Consider the following 17,141-nt stretch of genomic DNA (forward strand, 5'->3'; position numbering starts at 1 on the left):
ATGCTTGGTTTCCAATGGGCCGAAATGCACGGAAACGAAGGGCTTTCCAAAGGCTCGCCAAATTCAATTCATATTGCCAGTGCCATGAATTTCCTGCGTTTTGCAATTCCCTCCGTTACGGAAGGCGCCCGGTGCGAAAATGTTTATTTGCGACCGGTGCGCGGCACTACGGAGGGCGCCAGATCGCCGATGAAGTCGCCGATTCCCGGCCGCTTCAATGCGCGGAACGCAAGCGGACGGCACAGATCCATCGCAGCTATGCCGATACGGGCTGTCATCAACCCGTTGATAATGCCTTCGCCGAACCTGGCCGAGAGCTTGGAGGCAAGGCCGTGGCCCAGGACCTGTTGCACGAGGCTGTCGCCGACGGCGATCGAGCCGGTGACGGCGAGATGCGCCAGAACATCCCGCATCAGGCGAATCATCCCAAGCGTGCCGGGCCTGCCGCCATAAAGCTCGGCCATGGCGCGGATCAGGCGCGAGGCTTCGAAAAGCACGTAGAGCAGATCGACGATCGCGCGCGGGCTGACAGCGGTAACGATCGAAACGCGCTTCGATGAATTGACGATCAGCGCTCTTGCCTGGCGGTCCAGAGGCGCCAGCAATTCGCGTTCGGCGAGTGCGACGAGATGCGGCGCGTCGATGATGTCGCCTTCGGCGGCTTTCAAGGTTGCGCGGCCCTTGGCGGTTTCCGGCTTTCCGGCAAGCAGGTTTGAAAGGTTCTTCACCAGGGCGCGTGCCTTGGCGGGCTTCGTCTCCAGTATGGCGGCTTCCGCCTCGGCCTTGATCGTCTGCACCGCCGCGAGGCGCATTATACCCGCCGTTTCGCGGATCACGATGGCGACGACGGCGAGGATGCCGATCGCGAGCGCCGCCAGCGCCGTGTAACCAAGCCAGTCGGCGCGGGAAAAGAGGTCGCGGATCAGGCTGTCGGTCCACAGGCCGAAGGCGAGCGAAAGCAGGACGCCGAAAGCAGTTAGTGCGATCTTGGCAAAGGAGGTGCGCCGTTTGCGCGGCACTGCGACCGGCAAGGGGGCGATATCCTTGTCCGAATTGATGAAGGGGTCGTCTTCGTCCGATGTGAGGACGACTTCGCCGCCGAAGCTTGCCGGCTTGCGGGCCTCCTGCTTCCTGTCCGTCTCGACGGCGCGCGGATCGTCCTCATAGGCAAAGGCCGCCGGTGTGCGGCGCGGCCGGTCCGAATCTCCAGAAGCGGGTTTGCTCATGCGAGGCGGTCTCCAAACAGAAACTGCATGGCCCGGTCGAGCCGGATATGCGGGACCGAAAGCTTGATGCCGCTGCCGGTTTCCTCGAGCTGCGGCGGCCGGAAGCGCACAATGTTAACATCCGGCAATTGGACATCGCGGCTGGCAGATTCAATGCCGTCGAACAGGCTTTCGGGGTCTTGCGGAAGGTCGCCCGGGAAGACCGCCGTCTTCCTCATGCCGTCGAAGCGCTCGCCGGCGATCGTTTCGCCATCGATTGGCGTGCCGACGATCACCGGCAGATCGTGGCCGTCGCGCTTGACGGTCGCCTCCCGCGTGGCGCGCACCGAGGCAAGTGCCATGACGTCGATGCCGGCGCCTGCCATGCCGATCCGGTGGACGGCGCGCTCGACAAGGCGGCGCGTCAGCGCATCGAGGCGGTCGTGGCTTTCGTGATGCAGATGATCGGCTTTCGTGGCGGCCACGAGAACGCGGTCGATCCGGCGGCCGAGGAGCGACGAAAGCAGCGAGTTCGTACCGGGACGGAAGCAGGCAAGCACATCCGTCAACGCGCGCTCCAGATCCTGGATCGCCTCCGGGCCGCGGTTTATCGCCTGCAGCGCGTCGACGAGAACGATCTGGCGGTCGAGCCGGGCAAAATGTTCGCGGAAGAAGGGTTTGACGACGACGGATTTGTAGGCCTCGTAGCGGCGCTCCATCATTGCCCAGAGCGAACCTTTGGGCGGTTTGCCTTCGGAAGGCAAAGCGAGCGGCGCGAAGGTGAGCGCGGGAGAACCTTCAAGGTCGCCGGGAAGCAGGAAGCGACCGGGCGGCAATGTCGACAGCGAGCGCTCGTCGGCCTTGCAGGCTTTCAGGTAATCGGTGAAAGCCGTCGCGAGATCGCGCGCCTGCATCTCATCGGCGGGCGCCTTGACGTCGATGGCTCCGGTCAGTGCCAACCAGCCGCGAGAAAGTTCCGCGCGGATGCCGCTGCGGGCGAGCGCCAGCGTCTCCTCGCTGAAGGTCCGGTAGTCCTTGGCCAGCAGCGGTAGATCAAGCAGCCACTCTCCGGGATAATCGACGATATCGATCGAGAGACGGCCGGGCGAGAACAGACGGTTCCAGCCACTGGCGCTCTGATAATTCAGCGTGATGCGCAGTTCGGATATGGCGCGGGTCGAATCCGGCCAGACACGGTCCTTCACCAGCGCCCGGATATGATCCTCGTACTGGAAACGTGGCACGGCGTCATCCGGCTGATGTTCCAGTCGCACGGCCGACACCCGGCCGGACTGAACCGGCTCGAAAAGCGGCAGGCGTCCGCCATGCAGCAAATTATGCACGAGGGACGAGATGAAGACAGTCTTGCCGGACCGGGAAAGCCCGGTGACGCCGAGGCGGATCGTCGGCTTGACGAGACTCGAGGCGCGGTCTGCGAGGTTGTCGAGCGCGATACGCGCGTCGCCGGTAAGGGATGTCAGGCTTGGCGGCAAGGCGGAATTCCGATTGTCAGTGCTCAAGCATATAGGACGTGGATGCTGTCCGAAAAAGAAGCGGCGCGAAAGACGTCAGTCGTGCACGAAGTCGGTAAGCTTCCACCCTGCGGACGCGCCGTCGAAATCGAGGACTGCAAGGCCCGCCGTGGGAAAGCCGTCCGGCAATGCCCGGAGCAGGGCATCGTGACCGATGAGCGCTTCAAGCGTCTGCTCGGTTGTCGGGTTGTGACCGACAAGCATGACGGAGCCCACGGTCTGGCTGTCGATGATATCGAGGTAGACCTCGGGGGTGGCGTTGTAGAGTTGGTCGACGTAACGGATGTCGAGCGACAATCCCATAGCGCGATGCACGGCGTCCGTGGTCTCGCGGCAGCGCCTCGCAGTGGAGCTTATCAAAAGCTCCGGCCGGTAGCCTTTGTCGGCGGCGCGGTCTGCCACGAGTTCCGCGTCGTCATAGCCCTTTTCATTCAAAGGCCGGTCAAAATCCCGTTCGCCGGGCTGCGCCCAGGCGGCTTCTGCATGCCGCAACAGATAGATTCGTGAAGGCGAAGGCAAGGTTGCGGCCATAGAAGATTCCACGAGCGAAGGAGCCTTTTCAGTAGCGTCCGCAGATCACCGCCGTCAACCGCATCGGCATAGCGATGGCGCAAAACAGTAAGCTCAACACGCGTTCTTGAACGGGAAGCAACAACCAGCATTCCTAATAGTGGTGCGAAAATAGTCTGTTAGCTTAAAAATATGACAGATTTAAAAATCTGTTTACCTGTCGTATTTGGCTTGAACCCGCGATAGCGCTTGGGATATACACCCCGCCATATGAGATGTTCTTCAGGAGAATCGCGTTGAGTGAGAAGATCGATCTTAGCAGCTACGTTCCCTCGGAAGACGAGGAATTCATGAACGCAAACCAGCGGGCTTACTTCAGAGCCAAACTTGTTGCCTGGAGAAACGATATCCTTAGAGAAGCGCGCGAGACACTCGACCATCTCGCAGAAGAAAGCGCCAACCATCCGGACCTCGCGGATCGAGCCTCTTCCGAAACGGACCGGGCGATCGAACTTCGCGCCCGCGACCGCCAGAGAAAGCTGATTTCCAAGATCGATGCAGCATTGCAGCGGATCGAAGACGGCACCTATGGCTACTGCGAGGAAACCGGCGAGCCGATCGGCATCAAGCGTCTCGACGCACGTCCGATCGCAACTCTGTCGATCGAGGCGCAGGAGCGCCACGAGCGGCGCGAAAAGGTTTATCGCGACGAGTGAGCTTTTCAAAGTTCTTCGTAGAAATTAAAGGCACCGCAGTCTGCGGTGGCACCGCAGTCTGCGGTGCCTTTTTTCTTGCGAGAGCTTTCCTGCATGCAGGGCGGCTTACTTTTCGCGATTGACGCTCATTTCGCCAAAGATGCGGGCCACTTCCTTTTGAAGGTCGGCATCGGCGCCGGTGATCGGTGCCATGTCCGGATCGCGGCGCTGCGGGTTGCCGGGCTGCGGCGGAACCGGGCGGGCAGGGGCGTTCGCAGCGGGAACAATACGCTGCGCCGCAAGCGTATTGTTCATCTCTTCCTGAAGAATGCGCTCGAAGTCGCTGGGCGCTGCCTTCGAGGTGGTGGCAGCGTCGCCGGTCACGACAGGTATGCCTTCGGCGACGGTCGGAAGGCTCTGTGCTGGCGGCGTCGAGACCTGCGGCTCCATCCGCTGCTGCGGCAGAACGCGCTGGCGCGCCGCGTCGAGGATGTCGGCGGCGCTGGCTGCCTCGATCACCGGGGCGGCGGCGGGCCGCTCCGCAGGCCTCGGAATGATCGGCGGCAAAGCAGCAGGGCTGGCAGGCTCCCGCTCGATTTTTGCCGCCACGGCCGATGTTGCCGCAGACGGCGCTGCGGGCTCCTGTTGTGCGGGCGCTACGGCAGGAGCGGTTGCCACGGGATGCAGACGCGGCTCGACGGCAGGCGCGGGTGCCGGAGCCGGAGCCGGAGCCGGAGCCGGAGCATAGGGTTCGTCAGGTTCCGGTTCGCGCTCGAAAGCTGTGACCGGTCTTGCCGGCTTGACGGGCGGCTCTTCGGGCGTCGAGACGACAGGCTCCGGCCGAGGCGCCGGCGGGGCTAAGGGCGCTATGAAGGCGTGGTCGGAACCCTCATCCGTATCCTGCAGGATGCGGCTTTCGATAACGATGTCGGTCGGACCACCGATCATGATCAGATGCTCAACGTCGTCACGGCGCACGAGCACCAGCCGGCGGCGCGTATCGACGGCAGCGGCATCCAGCACCTGCAATCGCGGCAGACGGTTCTTGCCGCCGCGTACAAAGGGTGAGGGCGCTCGGCTGCGGAGGATCCACAAGATACCGATCAGGAGCACCAGCGCGATGCCGACGCCGCCCGCTGCGAGGAGGAAACGGCTGCCATAGGCGCCCATTACTTCGTCGAACATGATCTTTTACTCCGATTGCCGCGTTCGCCATAACATGACGGCTTTTCAGCTCCTTAGGCAATAGGCAGCCTGATTGTCCAGTCATGTCCGAACGCCAGGACATGTTTCTGCGGCGCGCTTGGTTGTCGAAAGTGGCGCCGTTCGTTGTGAATTCAAGCATTCTTGGCTCTTCACAGTGTTTTTGCGGACGCAGCAACTTGCTAAGAAGGAACGAACGCCTGATTCCTGCTTTGTCTTGAGATTATAAGCGAATGTTGGACAGGCTCATGTGAGGAATAGATGACGACACCACGTCAGGCTGACGACTACAATGCCCCGATCGTGGATCGCGGAGGACGCTCGGGAACGGCTGTTCGCATCATTCTTCTGGCGCTTGTGCTTGTCGCAGCCGCAGGCAGCTTTGTGTACTTCAAGGATTCGCTCGAAAACGAAATGGTCCTCGGCGTGCTGGGCGTGCTGGCCATGGTCGGCATCTTCTTCCTCGTTTCCTCGGTCATCGGCTTCATCGAGGTCATGCCCCAGCGGCAATCGGATAGTCTCGCCAGGTCATTTCTCAATAGCCATCCGGACGGTTCGCTGATTACCGATGGGAAGGGCCGGATCATTTATGCCAACGCGGCCTATGGAAAGCTGACCGGCGCCCGCAAACCGACCGAAGTGCAGACGCTCGAAGCGCTGCTTTCACGCCACCGGGAATCGAACGAGGCGCTTTACCGTCTGTCGAACGGGCTGCGCGAGGGCAAGGAAGGCCAGGAGGAGTTCCGTCTGCTGCGGACCCTTGGCCCGGCAACGAACAATTCTGGCGCTCACTGGTACCGTCTCAAGGCGCGAACCCTGCGAACCGAGGAAGGCTCCGGCAAGCCGCTGCATATCTGGCAGATCAGCGACATCACCGCCGAGCGCGATGACCAGGAGCGCTTCTTCAAGGAACTGCAGAACGCGATCGATTACCTCGACCATGCGCCGGCAGGTTTCTTCTCGGCAGGGCGCAAGGGCGAGATTTTCTACCTGAACGCAACACTTGCCGAATGGCTGGGACTCGACCTCACGAAGTTCGTGCCGGGCTCGATGACGATCGGAGATCTCGTGGCAGGCGGCGGGCTGGCACTGATTCAGTCGGTGCAGGCCGAGCCCGGTCTTAAGAAAACCGATACGCTCGACCTCGACCTCAAGAAGGCGAACGGACAGAGCCTGCCGGTGCAGATCATACACAGCGTGACTTCCATGCGCGACGGCGCGCCGGGCGAGAGCCGGACGATCGTGCTCAGGCGGCAATCGGGCGGCGAGAACGAGCAATCCGCTTCTGCCGCGGCGATGCGCTTCACGCGCTTCTTCAACAACACGCCGATGGCGATCGCCTCGGTCGACGGCGACGGTCGGATCCTGCGCACGAATGCGCCATTCCTCAAGCTCTTCTCCGGCATCGTTTCGCGCGATGACGTCGAAAATGGCGCAGCGCTGGAAGTCATCCTTCAGGAAAGCGATCGACAGAGGCTGAAGGATGCCCTGGTGGCGGCAAAGGACCGCCAGGGCGATATCCCGCCGATCGACTCGCGCATGCCGAACGATGAAGCGCGTCATTTCCGTTTCTACGTCAACGCTGTCATCGACCAGAGCGACGAGGCGCCGGAAGAGGCCGCGATCGTTTATGCCGTCGAGATGACGGAACAAAAGGCGCTGGAAGCGCAGATGGCGCAGACGCAAAAGATGAATGCGGTCGGCACGCTTGCCGGCGGAATCGCGCACGACTTCAACAACGTGCTGACGGCGATCCTGTTGTCTTCCGACCATCTGCTGCTGCAAGCGCGGCCGTCTGATGCAAGCTTTGCCGACCTGATGGAAATCAAGCGCAATGCGAACCGCGCCGCGGTTCTCGTCCGCCAGCTGCTTGCCTTCTCGCGCAAGCAGACGATGCGTCCGACGGTATTGAACCTCACGGATGTCGTCGGCGACCTGCGCATGCTTGTCGACCGGCTGTTATCCGGCACCAACGTCAAGCTCGATGTCGAATACGGCCGCGATCTCTGGCCGGTGAAGACTGACCTGTCGCAGTTCGAGCAGGTGCTTATCAATCTTTGCGTCAATGCGCGCGACGCGATGCCCGAGGGCGGCAAGCTGACGCTGCGCACCCGCAACGTGACGGCGGCGGAAGTGGCCGGTTTCAATTATTCCTACATGCCGCATGAGGACATGGTGCTGATCGAGGTGGCCGATACCGGCACCGGCATTGCGCCCGACATCATGGACAAGATATTCGAGCCCTTCTTCACAACCAAGGAGGTGGGCAAGGGCACGGGTCTCGGGCTGGCGATGGTCTACGGCATCGTCAAACAGTCCGGCGGCTATATTCAGCCGGAATCCGAAGTCGGGAAGGGAACGACCTTCCGGGTCTTCCTGCCGCGCCACGCCATCGACGCGGCTGTCGCCGCCGAGGCGGACGCTGTTGCGGCAGCCGAGACCGGTGCGGCTCAACAAATGCCGGCCGCAGCTCAGCCGGAACAACCGGAAGATCTGACGGGCAACGCCGTCATCCTGCTCGTAGAGGACGAGGAAGCGGTGCGCCGCGGCGGCAAGCGCATGCTGGAAACGCGCGGCTACACCGTGCACGAGGCCGGCTCAGGCGTCGAAGCGCTCGACATCATGGACGAGCTGGACGGCAAGGTGGACATCGTCGTTTCTGACGTCGTCATGCCGGAAATGGACGGCCCGTCGCTGCTGCGCGAATTGCGCAAGCGATATCCGGACCTGAAATTCATCTTCGTTTCCGGCTATGCGGAAGACGCTTTCGCCCGCAACCTGCCTCCGGACGCCAAGTTTGGGTTCCTGCCGAAGCCCTTCTCGCTGAAGCAGCTCGCCGTCGTCGTCAAGGAAACCCTGGAAGGCGAATAGGGGAGGCGGCAAGCGCCTCCCGTCAAAATCTCAATCGTCGAGCGCCACGGCAATTTCTGCCGCCAGGCGGGCATTGTTCTCGACGAGCGCGATATTCGTCTGCAGGCTCCGTCCGTCGGTCAGATCGAATATCGTGCTGAGAAGATAAGGTGTCACGGTCTTGCCGCTGATTTCGTCGCGCTCGGCGCTGTCGAGTGCGCGCTCGATATAGATCTCCATCTCCTCGCGCGGAATTTCATCTTCTTCCGGGACCGGATTGGCGATCAGCATGCCGCCCTCGATGCCAAGCTGTTCGCGGGTGATCTGGAAATTGGCGATGGCGGCCGGGCTGTTCAACGTCAGCGGGCTGCGCAGGCCCGAGGAACGGGACCAGAAGGCCGGGAACTCGGCACTCTCGTAGGTGACGACAGGAACGCCGCTGGTCTCCAGCACTTCCAGCGTCTTTGGGATATCGAGGATCGCCTTTGCGCCGGCGCAGACGACGATGACGCCGGTGCGGGCAAGCTCCTGCAGGTCGGCCGAGATGTCGAAGCTCTCTTCGGCACCGCGATGCACGCCGCCGATGCCGCCGGTCGCAAAGACCTTGATGCCGGCACGGGCAGCGGCGATCATCGTGGCAGATACCGTCGTGGCACCGGTGCGGCGCTCGGCGATCGCGAAGGCGAGATCGGCGCGCGAGACTTTCATCACGTCCTTTTCCTTCGCGAGCTTCTCAAGCTGTTCCGGCTCCAAGCCGATATGCAGGACGCCGTGAATGACGGCAATCGTTGCCGGAACGGCACCCTGCTCACGGATAATCGCCTCGACACTGCGCGCCATTTCGATATTGCCGGGGTAGGGCATGCCGTGCGTGATGATCGTCGATTCAAGCGCCACCAGCGGCGCGCCGCGCTGCTTTGCAGCGGCAACCTCCTTGGAATAGGAGACCGGCAGGAGGGGGGAGATCGGTTTCGTCATTGTCTCTTCCGTTTCATCATGTTGCCGCTTCAATGCAGAATTCTGGCACGCTGAACAAGGGCAAGGGTTTCCACAAGCAGTTCCGCGGAGAGTTTTTCGTTGACGGCATAGGGCGACTGGACCGTGAGTGCAGCAGCGGCCGCGCCGTGCCGCAGGGCTTCCTCGAGCGGCAGATCCTGCATCAAGGCAAAGAGGACCCCGGCTGCAAGCGAATCTCCGGCGCCCGTTACGTCGGCGATGGTCTCGACCGACGGCGGCTGCAGGCAGAAGGTGCCACCCTTGCCGAAGGCGATCATTTCGCGCTGCCCGCGCGTGATGACGCCGCTCTTCAGGCCGATATCACCGAGCAGTGACGCCCAATCCTCCGGCTTGTCCGGGCATTGGCCGGTCAGGGCGGCGGCCTCCGCCTCGTTGAGGAAGAGATGGTCGATGCCGCAGATGCAGGGCTTGAGCTTGACCACCTTTGCCGGCGATATGGCAATCGCGGCCACCGGTACGCCGAGCGAATTGGCGCGGCTGACGATCGCTGCGATCGTCTCTTCCGGCAGGTTCGCATCGAAAAGGATGAGGTCGTTTGCGGCGAAGGCTTCGCGCACCCAGCGGATCGCCAGCCGGCGCGGGACGAAGTAACGGTAAAGCTCCATGTCCGCGAGCGCGATCACTAGGTTGCCGTCCCGCTCCAGAATGGCCGTGTAGCTCGGTGTCTTGCGATCGAGAAAGACGAACGGCCGGTCATTGATGCCGGCTGCATAAGCCGCCTCCGTCACCATCTCGCCCGCCGGATCGCCTCCGCGCGGCGAGATCATGGTGACGTCCACGCCGAGCCGTGCAAGGTTTCTCGCAGCATTGAAGCCGCCGCCGCCCGGTTCCTCGAACCAAGCGCCCGGGTTGCTGGCGCCTGGCGCAGTCTCGCCGGAAATGCGCCCGCGCCGATCGATATGTGCGCCGCCGAGAACGAGGATTCTTTTCATCGCCCTGAATGCTCCCAGCCGATGGAGGAAACGAATCGTAGCAGGGCGCCGGATGCGGCAGCCTTGGCGTGACGCCTCCTAAGGCGTTGCTTTGCAATGATAAAACATATATAGAACACGAGCTGTTTTACCTTTTTCTTTCAATTATTTGGGCACCTATTGCGAGACTGGAACAAATAGGGTACAAACCAGACATTGCTCAAGCGGCTTCAATAACCTAAAGGTGGATCGGATGTCTCAAAATTCATTGCGGCTCGTAGAGGACAAATCGGTGGACAAAAGCAAGGCGCTTGAAGCGGCACTCTCACAGATTGAGCGGTCGTTCGGCAAGGGCTCGATCATGAAACTCGGCTCCAACGAGAATGTTGTCGAGATCGAAACTATTTCGACCGGTTCCCTCAGCCTCGATATCGCGCTCGGCATCGGCGGTTTGCCCAAGGGCCGCATCATCGAGATCTACGGACCGGAAAGCTCCGGCAAGACGACGCTTGCGTTGCAGACGATCGCCGAAGCGCAGAAAAAGGGCGGCATCTGCGCATTCGTCGATGCAGAACATGCGCTCGATCCGGTCTATGCCCGCAAGCTCGGCGTCGATCTCCAGAACCTCCTGATCTCGCAGCCGGATACCGGCGAGCAGGCGCTCGAAATCACCGATACGCTGGTGCGCTCCGGCGCCGTCGACGTTCTCGTCGTCGACTCCGTTGCAGCGCTGACACCGCGCGCCGAAATCGAGGGCGAGATGGGCGACAGCCTTCCGGGCCTACAGGCGCGCCTGATGAGCCAGGCGCTGCGCAAGCTCACGGCGTCGATCTCCAAGTCGAACACCATGGTCATCTTCATCAACCAGATCCGCATGAAGATCGGCGTCATGTTCGGCTCGCCCGAAACGACGACAGGCGGCAACGCGCTGAAGTTCTACGCCTCCGTCCGGCTCGACATCCGCCGTATCGGCGCGGTCAAGGAGCGCGAAGAGGTTGTCGGCAACCAAACCCGCGTCAAGGTCGTTAAGAACAAGATGGCGCCTCCCTTCAAGCAGGTGGAATTCGATATCATGTATGGCGAGGGTGTCTCGAAGACTGGCGAACTGATCGATCTCGGCGTCAAGGCCGGCATCGTCGAGAAATCCGGTGCCTGGTTCTCTTATAACAGCCAGCGCCTCGGCCAGGGCCGCGAGAATGCCAAGCTCTTCATCCGCGACAACCCGGATCTCGGCCGCGAGATCGAGATGGCGCTTCGGCAGAATGCGGGGCTGATTGCTGACCGCTTCCTGCAGAATGGCGGGCCGGACGCCAACGATGGCGATACAGACACGGATATGTAATTTGCAGCTTCAGTTTTGATGTATGAAACCGGCCGCATTCCTTGATCAGAATGCGGCCGGTTTTCTTTGTCTGCTGGACAGTGGTTAATGCGGACGATAAAAGCCACTGGATTTGAGTTTGACCTGCCTTGGGCAGCATTGAAGGGCATAGCATGAGCGGCGTGAACGATATCCGGTCGACCTTCCTCGACTATTTCAAGACGAACGGCCACGAGATCGTGCCGTCGAGCCCGCTCGTGCCGCGCAACGACCCGACGCTGATGTTCACCAATGCCGGCATGGTACAGTTCAAGAACGTCTTCACGGGCCTGGAACAGCGCCCCTACAGGACGGCATCGACGGCACAGAAATGCGTCCGCGCCGGCGGCAAGCACAATGACCTCGACAATGTCGGCTATACCGCGCGCCACCATACCTTTTTCGAGATGCTCGGCAATTTCTCCTTCGGCGATTATTTCAAGGAACGGGCGATCGAGCTTGCCTGGAACCTGATCACCAAGGAATTCGGTCTCGACGCCAAGCGCCTGCTGGTCACCGTCTATCACACGGACGACGAAGCCTTTAACCTCTGGAAGAAGATCGCCGGGCTTTCGGACGGAAATATCATCCGCATTCCGACCAGCGATAATTTCTGGGCGATGGGCGATACCGGCCCGTGCGGTCCCTGCTCGGAGATCTTCTACGATCACGGCGATCACATCTGGGGCGGCCCTCCCGGCTCTCCGGAGGAAGACGGCGACCGCTTCATCGAGATCTGGAACCTCGTCTTCATGCAATATGAGCAGTTGACGAAGGAAGAGCGCGTCGACCTTCCGCGTCCCTCGATCGATACCGGCATGGGACTGGAGCGCGTGGCGGCCGTGCTGCAGGGCAAGCACGACAATTACGATATCGATCTGTTTCGCGCGCTGATCGAAGCTTCGGAGGAGGCAACCGGCGTCAGGGCCGAGGGTGAGCGCCGGGCGAGCCACCGCGTCATCGCCGACCATCTGCGCTCATCCGCATTCCTCATTGCCGATGGGGTGCTGCCGTCGAACGAAGGCCGCGGCTACGTGCTGCGCCGCATCATGCGCCGGGCCATGCGCCATGCGCAGCTCCTGGGTGCCAAGGAACCGCTGATCTGGAAGCTGCTGCCGGCGCTCGTCCAGCAGATGGGCCGCGCCTATCCGGAGCTCGCACGCGCCGAAGCACTGATCTCCGAGACGCTGAAACTCGAGGAAACCCGTTTCCGCAAGACGCTGGAGCGCGGCCTGTCGCTGCTTTCCGACGCGACGATGACGCTCGGCAAGGGCGATATGCTCGACGGCGAGACGGCATTCAAGCTCTATGACACCTACGGCTTTCCGCTCGACCTGACGCAAGATGCGCTGCGCGCCCGCGAAATCGGCGTCGATCTCGCCGGCTTTACCGATGCGATGGAGCGTCAGAAGGCCGAAGCCCGCTCGCATTGGGCCGGCTCCGGCGACAAGGCGACCGAGACCATCTGGTTCGAACTCAAGGAGAAGCATGGCGCGACCGAATTCCTGGGCTACGACACGGAGACCGCCGAAGGCGTCGTCCAGGCGATCGTCAGGGACGGTGCCGCCGTCGCATCCGCCTCGGCCGGCGACAAGGTGCAGATCGTCGTCAACCAGACGCCGTTCTACGGCGAATCCGGCGGCCAGATGGGCGACACAGGCATCATCAGCTCGGACCATGCGAAAGTGGAAATCACCGATACGCAGAAGAAGGGCGAAGGCCTGTTCGTGCATTCAGGGGCTGTCGTCGAAGGTTTACTGAAGACCGACGAGGCCGTCGCGCTGACCGTCGATCATGCCCGCCGGTCGCGCCTGCGCGCCAATCACTCGGCAACGCACTTGCTGCATGAGGCGCTGCGCGAAGTGCTGGGTACGCACGTGGCGCAGAAGGGTTCGCTGGTCGCGCCCGAACGCCTGCGTTTCGATGTTTCGCATCCGAAGCCGATGTCCGCCGAAGAGCTCAAGGTCGTTGAGGATATGGCAAACGAGATCGTGCTGCAGAACGCGCCGGTAACGACGCGGCTGATGAGCGTGGATGACGCGATTGCCGAAGGTGCGATGGCGCTGTTCGGCGAGAAATACGGCGATGAAGTGCGCGTCGTCGCTATGGGGCAGGGCGTGCGCGGCACGAAGGCCGGCAAGCCTTATTCGATCGAACTCTGCGGCGGCACGCATGTCGCCGCGACCGGTCAGATCGGGCTTGTGCGCATCCTTAGCGAAAGTGCCGTCGGCGCGGGTGTCCGCCGCATCGAGGCGGTCACCGGTGAGAACGCCCGCGAATATCTGGCCGAACAGGACGAGCGCGTGAAAACGCTTGCTTCGTCGCTGAAGGTTCAGCCTGCCGACGTGCTTTCGCGCGTAGAAGCGTTGATGGACGAGCGCCGCAAGCTCGAGCGGGAACTCGCCGATGCCAAGCGCAAGCTTGCCATGGGCGGCGGGCAGGGCGGCTCGACGGACGCGGCGCGTGAGGTTGCCGGCGTAAAATTCCTCGGCAAGGCGATCACCGGCGTCGATCCGAAGGATCTCAAGGGGCTCGCCGACGATGGCAAATCAAGCATCGGTTCGGGCGTCGTGACGCTGATCGGCGTTTCCGACGACGGCAAGGCAAGCGCAGTCGTTGCCGTAACGCCGGACCTGACGGCGCGGTTCAGCGCCGTCGATCTTGTGCGCGTCGCATCTGCTGCCCTTGGCGGCAAAGGCGGCGGCGGCCGGCCGGACATGGCACAGGCGGGCGGCCCAGACGGCTCCAAGGCCGACGAGGCGATCGAGGCGGTGGCGGCAGCACTTGCAAGCTGATTTCATCTGCCGATGAGGTTTGAAAGGCGGGGGCTAGTCCTCCGCCTTTTGTGTGCGTGCCCCCGTGATCGGCACGCAATTCCTCAGGATTTGTCAATCGCCTTATGGTTTTCCGCAGCCGATCGATTTGCACGGGGCTTTGACACGAATGGCGAAACGGCATGGGCACTTTATGAAAGCCGCCTGCGGCGGGTTTCGGCCTATATCCACGATCATCTCGACGAGGATCTGGATATGGAGCGCCTAGCCGAAATCGCCTGCATGTCGAGCTATCACTGGCACAAGATTTATCGCGCGATTTACGGCGAGACGCTGGCGGCGACCCTCAAGCGGCTGCGGCTGCATCGCGCGGCGGGCGATATCGTCCGCACGGATCTCACCGTCGGCGAGATTGCGAAGCGATCCGGCTATCTCAATCTCCAATCCTTTAACCGCATCTTCAAGTCTGTCTACCGCATGCCGCCGGCGCGCTACCGGAAGGAGGGAAGCCATAAAACCTTTGAACCCTCACCTAACGGAAAGACAGCGGCGATGTTCGACATAAACCTTACGGAAGAACAATCCCCGCGACGTTCCGCCGACCGAATTGCTGATGGATATCTACATGCCGCTCGCATGAAGCCTATTGCATCTGCTTCATGACTTCATCGTCCAGTGCGGTGGCTCGCCTGTAGCCTTCGCGGTTGGTCACGCGGCCCAGATAATCCGCAAAGGCCTGGCGCTTTTCGAACGTGCCGAAGCCCATCCCCCAGCCGATATGCGAACCGACGTAGACATCGGCGGCCGTGAAGCGGTCGCCGGCGATATAGGGCGAGGCGCTGACAGCTTTTTCGAGCGTATCCATGACGTCGCCGAAGCTACCGTAACCAGCCATCCTGCTTTTTTCTGCGGGGGTCACAAAGCCGAGTGCACGGTTCGTGGCAGCGGCTTCAAGTGGACCGGCGGCGAAGAACATCCATCGGTAATAGCTGCCCCGTTCATTCGGTCTTGGAGCGAGCTCCTTTTCCGGAAAGGTCTCGGCGAGATAGGCGCAGATCGCGGCGCATTCCGTGACGACCGTATCGCCATGCCGGATCGCCGGCACCTTGCCCATCGGGTTCACCGTCAGGTATTCCGGCGCCTTCATCGTGCCGCCGAAGGTCATGATTTCCGTGCGGTAAGGAACGCCGGTCTCCTCCAGCATCCAGCGGGCGATGCGGCCGCGCGACATCGGGTTCGTATAGAATACCAGTTCTTCCGCCATGTTCTCCTCCTCTTGTTCTTAATTCCGGTTTAGCGTGCGCCCAAGCAAAATCAAGCCTTGCGCTCAAAGCGCCTTGCGGTACTGGATGAAGCCGGAGCGTTCGGCGATCTGGTCGTAGAGGCGCCGCGCCGTCGCATTGGTCTCATGTGTCATCCAGTAGAGGCGTCCGGCGCCATTTTTACGCGCAAGGTCGGCAACGGCCTCGATCAAGGCCGCTCCAGTTCCACGGCCGCGCTGGTCGGCTTCGACATAGAGGTCCTGTAGATAGCAGGTCCATTGCGGCAGCCAGCAGGAGCGGTGGAAGATGGCGTGCACGATGCCGGTGAGGCGGCCATCGCCATCGAAGGCGCCCAGCGCGTACATCTCTTCGGCCCGGTCGTGGAAGCGGCTCCAGGTCACGTCGGTGGTCTCCAGCGGAATAACGACTTCGTAGAAGCGCTGGTAGGCGGCCCACAGAGGCTCCCAGGCGGCGCGGTCAGACGGCTGCAGCGGGCGGATGGATGTGGTCATTCTGGTGCTCCCCATTCTGTCGCTGAAATGAAAACGGCGGGAAGAACCCGCCGTTTCGTTGTTCGATGTCTCCGGGTGCCTCAGGCGCCCACGGCTTTTTGCAGGTTGGAGTCGATCTTGTCGAGGAAGGCAGTGGTTGAGAGCCACGGCTGGTCGGGGCCGATCAGCAGTGCCAGGTCCTTGGTCATGAAACCGGCTTCGACGGTGTCGACGCAGACCTTTTCCAGCGTTGAGGCGAAGCGGGCGAGCTCGGCATTGTCGTCGAGCTTGGCGCGGTGCGCGAGGCCGCGGGTCCAGGCGAAGATCGAGGCGATCGAGTTCGTCGAGGTCTCCTGGCCCTTCTGGTGCTGGCGGTAGTGGCGGGTGACCGTGCCGTGTGCGGCTTCGGCTTCGACCGTCTTGCCGTCCGGCGTGAGCAGAACCGAGGTCATCAGGCCGAGCGAACCGAAGCCCTGGGCAACGGTGTCGGACTGGACGTCGCCGTCATAGTTCTTGCACGCCCAGACGTAGCCGCCGGACCACTTCAGCGCCGAAGCGACCATGTCGTCGATCAGGCGGTGCTCATAGGTGATGCCGGCTTCCTTGAACTGATCCTTGAACTCGGTCTCGTAGACTTCCTCGAAGATATCCTTGAATCGGCCGTCATAGGCCTTGAGGATGGTGTTCTTCGTCGAGAGGTAGACCGGCCACTTGCGCATCAGGCCGTACATCATCGAGGCGCGCGCGAATTCGCGGATCGATTCATCGAGGTTGTACATGGCCATGGCAACGCCGGCACCCGGCGCGTTGAAGACTTCCTTCTCGATGACCTGGCCGTCTTCGCCGACGAACTTGATGGTGAGCTTGCCCTTACCCGGGAACTTGAAGTCGGTTGCGCGGTACTGGTCGCCGAAGGCGTGACGGCCGACGACGATCGGCTTGGTCCAGCCCGGAACGAGGCGCGGAACGTTCTTGCAGATGATCGGTTCGCGGAAGATGACGCCGCCCAGGATGTTGCGGATCGTGCCGTTCGGGCTCTTCCACATTTCCTTGAGGCTGAATTCCTTCACGCGGGCTTCGTCCGGCGTAATCGTCGCGCACTTGATGCCGACGCCGTATTTCTTGATGGCGTTGGCGGCGTCCACGGTGACCTGATCGTTGGTCGCGTCGCGGTTTTCGACCGAGAGATCGTAGTAGTCGATGTCGAGGTCGAGATACGGATGGATCAGCTTGTCCTTGATGAGCTGCCAAATGATGCGAGTCATTTCATCGCCGTCGAGATCGGCGACGGGATTGGCGACCTTGATCTTCTTCATGTATCTGCCTCGTAA

General features: G+C 61.7%; 13 protein-coding genes and 1 pseudogene. 5 read left to right on the forward strand and 9 right to left on the reverse strand.

The features are described from left to right. Nucleotides 1-143 precede the first annotated feature (143 nt). The 3 genes from ACZ9DP_RS23865 to ACZ9DP_RS23875 form a co-directional block, all read right to left on the reverse strand. The gene (locus ACZ9DP_RS23865; RefSeq protein ID WP_194729812.1) at nt 144-1,226 is read right to left on the reverse strand and encodes a YcjF family protein; all 1,083 of its coding nucleotides are present in this window, start codon (nt 1,224-1,226) and stop codon (nt 144-146) included. Continuing rightward, the gene (locus tag ACZ9DP_RS23870) at nt 1,223-2,698 is read right to left on the reverse strand and encodes a YcjX family GTP-binding protein (protein ID WP_074068377.1); all 1,476 of its coding nucleotides are present in this window, start codon (nt 2,696-2,698) and stop codon (nt 1,223-1,225) included. The genes ACZ9DP_RS23865 and ACZ9DP_RS23870 overlap by 4 nt, the downstream gene beginning before the upstream one ends. A 75-nt stretch (nt 2,699-2,773) precedes the next feature. Beyond that, on the reverse strand, nt 2,774-3,268 hold the full coding sequence (locus ACZ9DP_RS23875; RefSeq protein ID WP_194729810.1) for a SixA phosphatase family protein: 495 nt from the start codon (nt 3,266-3,268) through the stop codon (nt 2,774-2,776). A gap of 275 nt (nt 3,269-3,543) precedes the next feature. On the opposite strand from ACZ9DP_RS23875, the gene dksA reads away from it, so the two are divergent. Continuing rightward, nucleotides 3,544-3,963: an RNA polymerase-binding protein DksA gene (dksA, locus tag ACZ9DP_RS23880; RefSeq protein WP_028739636.1), complete on the forward strand. Its 420-nt coding sequence runs from the start codon at nt 3,544-3,546 to the stop codon at nt 3,961-3,963. A gap of 105 nt (nt 3,964-4,068) precedes the next feature. Here the strand turns inward: dksA and ACZ9DP_RS23885 are convergent, their stop codons facing one another. Next, nucleotides 4,069-5,127 carry a flagellar biosynthetic protein FliO gene (locus ACZ9DP_RS23885; protein ID WP_476203775.1) on the reverse strand — a complete coding sequence of 353 codons (1,059 nt, stop codon included), beginning with the start codon at nt 5,125-5,127 and terminating at the stop codon, nt 4,069-4,071. A 279-nt stretch (nt 5,128-5,406) separates the two neighbouring features. Here ACZ9DP_RS23885 and cckA point away from each other — a divergent pair, with 279 nt between their 5' ends. Continuing rightward, nucleotides 5,407-8,016: a cell cycle histidine kinase CckA gene (gene cckA / locus ACZ9DP_RS23890; protein ID WP_476203776.1), complete on the forward strand. Its 2,610-nt coding sequence runs from the start codon at nt 5,407-5,409 to the stop codon at nt 8,014-8,016. Nucleotides 8,017-8,046: 30 nt separating this feature from the next. Here cckA and ACZ9DP_RS23895 read toward each other — a convergent pair whose 3' ends face one another. Both ACZ9DP_RS23895 and ACZ9DP_RS23900 read right to left on the reverse strand, forming a co-directional pair. Continuing rightward, nucleotides 8,047-8,973 carry a pseudouridine-5'-phosphate glycosidase gene (locus ACZ9DP_RS23895; protein ID WP_476203777.1) on the reverse strand — a complete coding sequence of 309 codons (927 nt, stop codon included), beginning with the start codon at nt 8,971-8,973 and terminating at the stop codon, nt 8,047-8,049. A gap of 29 nt (nt 8,974-9,002) precedes the next feature. Next, nucleotides 9,003-9,944: a carbohydrate kinase family protein gene (locus tag ACZ9DP_RS23900; protein ID WP_476203778.1), complete on the reverse strand. Its 942-nt coding sequence runs from the start codon at nt 9,942-9,944 to the stop codon at nt 9,003-9,005. A 232-nt stretch (nt 9,945-10,176) separates the two neighbouring features. On the opposite strand from ACZ9DP_RS23900, the gene recA reads away from it, so the two are divergent. From recA to ACZ9DP_RS23915, 3 genes and pseudogenes are all read left to right on the forward strand, one after another. Then, a complete protein-coding gene (recA, locus tag ACZ9DP_RS23905; protein WP_028739637.1) occupies nt 10,177-11,265 on the forward strand; it encodes a recombinase RecA in 1,089 nt (362 codons plus the stop codon). A gap of 152 nt (nt 11,266-11,417) precedes the next feature. Next, nucleotides 11,418-14,078: an alanine--tRNA ligase gene (gene alaS / locus ACZ9DP_RS23910; protein ID WP_476203779.1), complete on the forward strand. Its 2,661-nt coding sequence runs from the start codon at nt 11,418-11,420 to the stop codon at nt 14,076-14,078. A gap of 234 nt (nt 14,079-14,312) precedes the next feature. Beyond that, nucleotides 14,313-14,633, forward strand: a pseudogene (locus ACZ9DP_RS23915) (helix-turn-helix transcriptional regulator); the annotation flags it as partial. Between the two features lie 67 nt (nt 14,634-14,700). Here ACZ9DP_RS23915 and ACZ9DP_RS23920 read toward each other — a convergent pair. The 3 genes from ACZ9DP_RS23920 to ACZ9DP_RS23930 all read right to left on the reverse strand — a co-directional run bounded on the left by ACZ9DP_RS23920 (nt 14,701) and on the right by ACZ9DP_RS23930 (nt 17,126). Continuing rightward, nucleotides 14,701-15,321: a glutathione S-transferase family protein gene (locus ACZ9DP_RS23920; protein ID WP_039845036.1), complete on the reverse strand. Its 621-nt coding sequence runs from the start codon at nt 15,319-15,321 to the stop codon at nt 14,701-14,703. 63 nt (nt 15,322-15,384) lie between these two features. Continuing rightward, nucleotides 15,385-15,831 carry an N-acetyltransferase family protein gene (locus ACZ9DP_RS23925; RefSeq protein WP_476203780.1) on the reverse strand — a complete coding sequence of 149 codons (447 nt, stop codon included), beginning with the start codon at nt 15,829-15,831 and terminating at the stop codon, nt 15,385-15,387. Nucleotides 15,832-15,911: 80 nt separating this feature from the next. Beyond that, a complete protein-coding gene (locus tag ACZ9DP_RS23930) occupies nt 15,912-17,126 on the reverse strand; it encodes an NADP-dependent isocitrate dehydrogenase (RefSeq protein WP_476203781.1) in 1,215 nt (404 codons plus the stop codon). Nucleotides 17,127-17,141 lie beyond the last annotated feature (15 nt).

Source organism: Rhizobium sp. USDA 4016 (genome assembly GCF_056279705.1).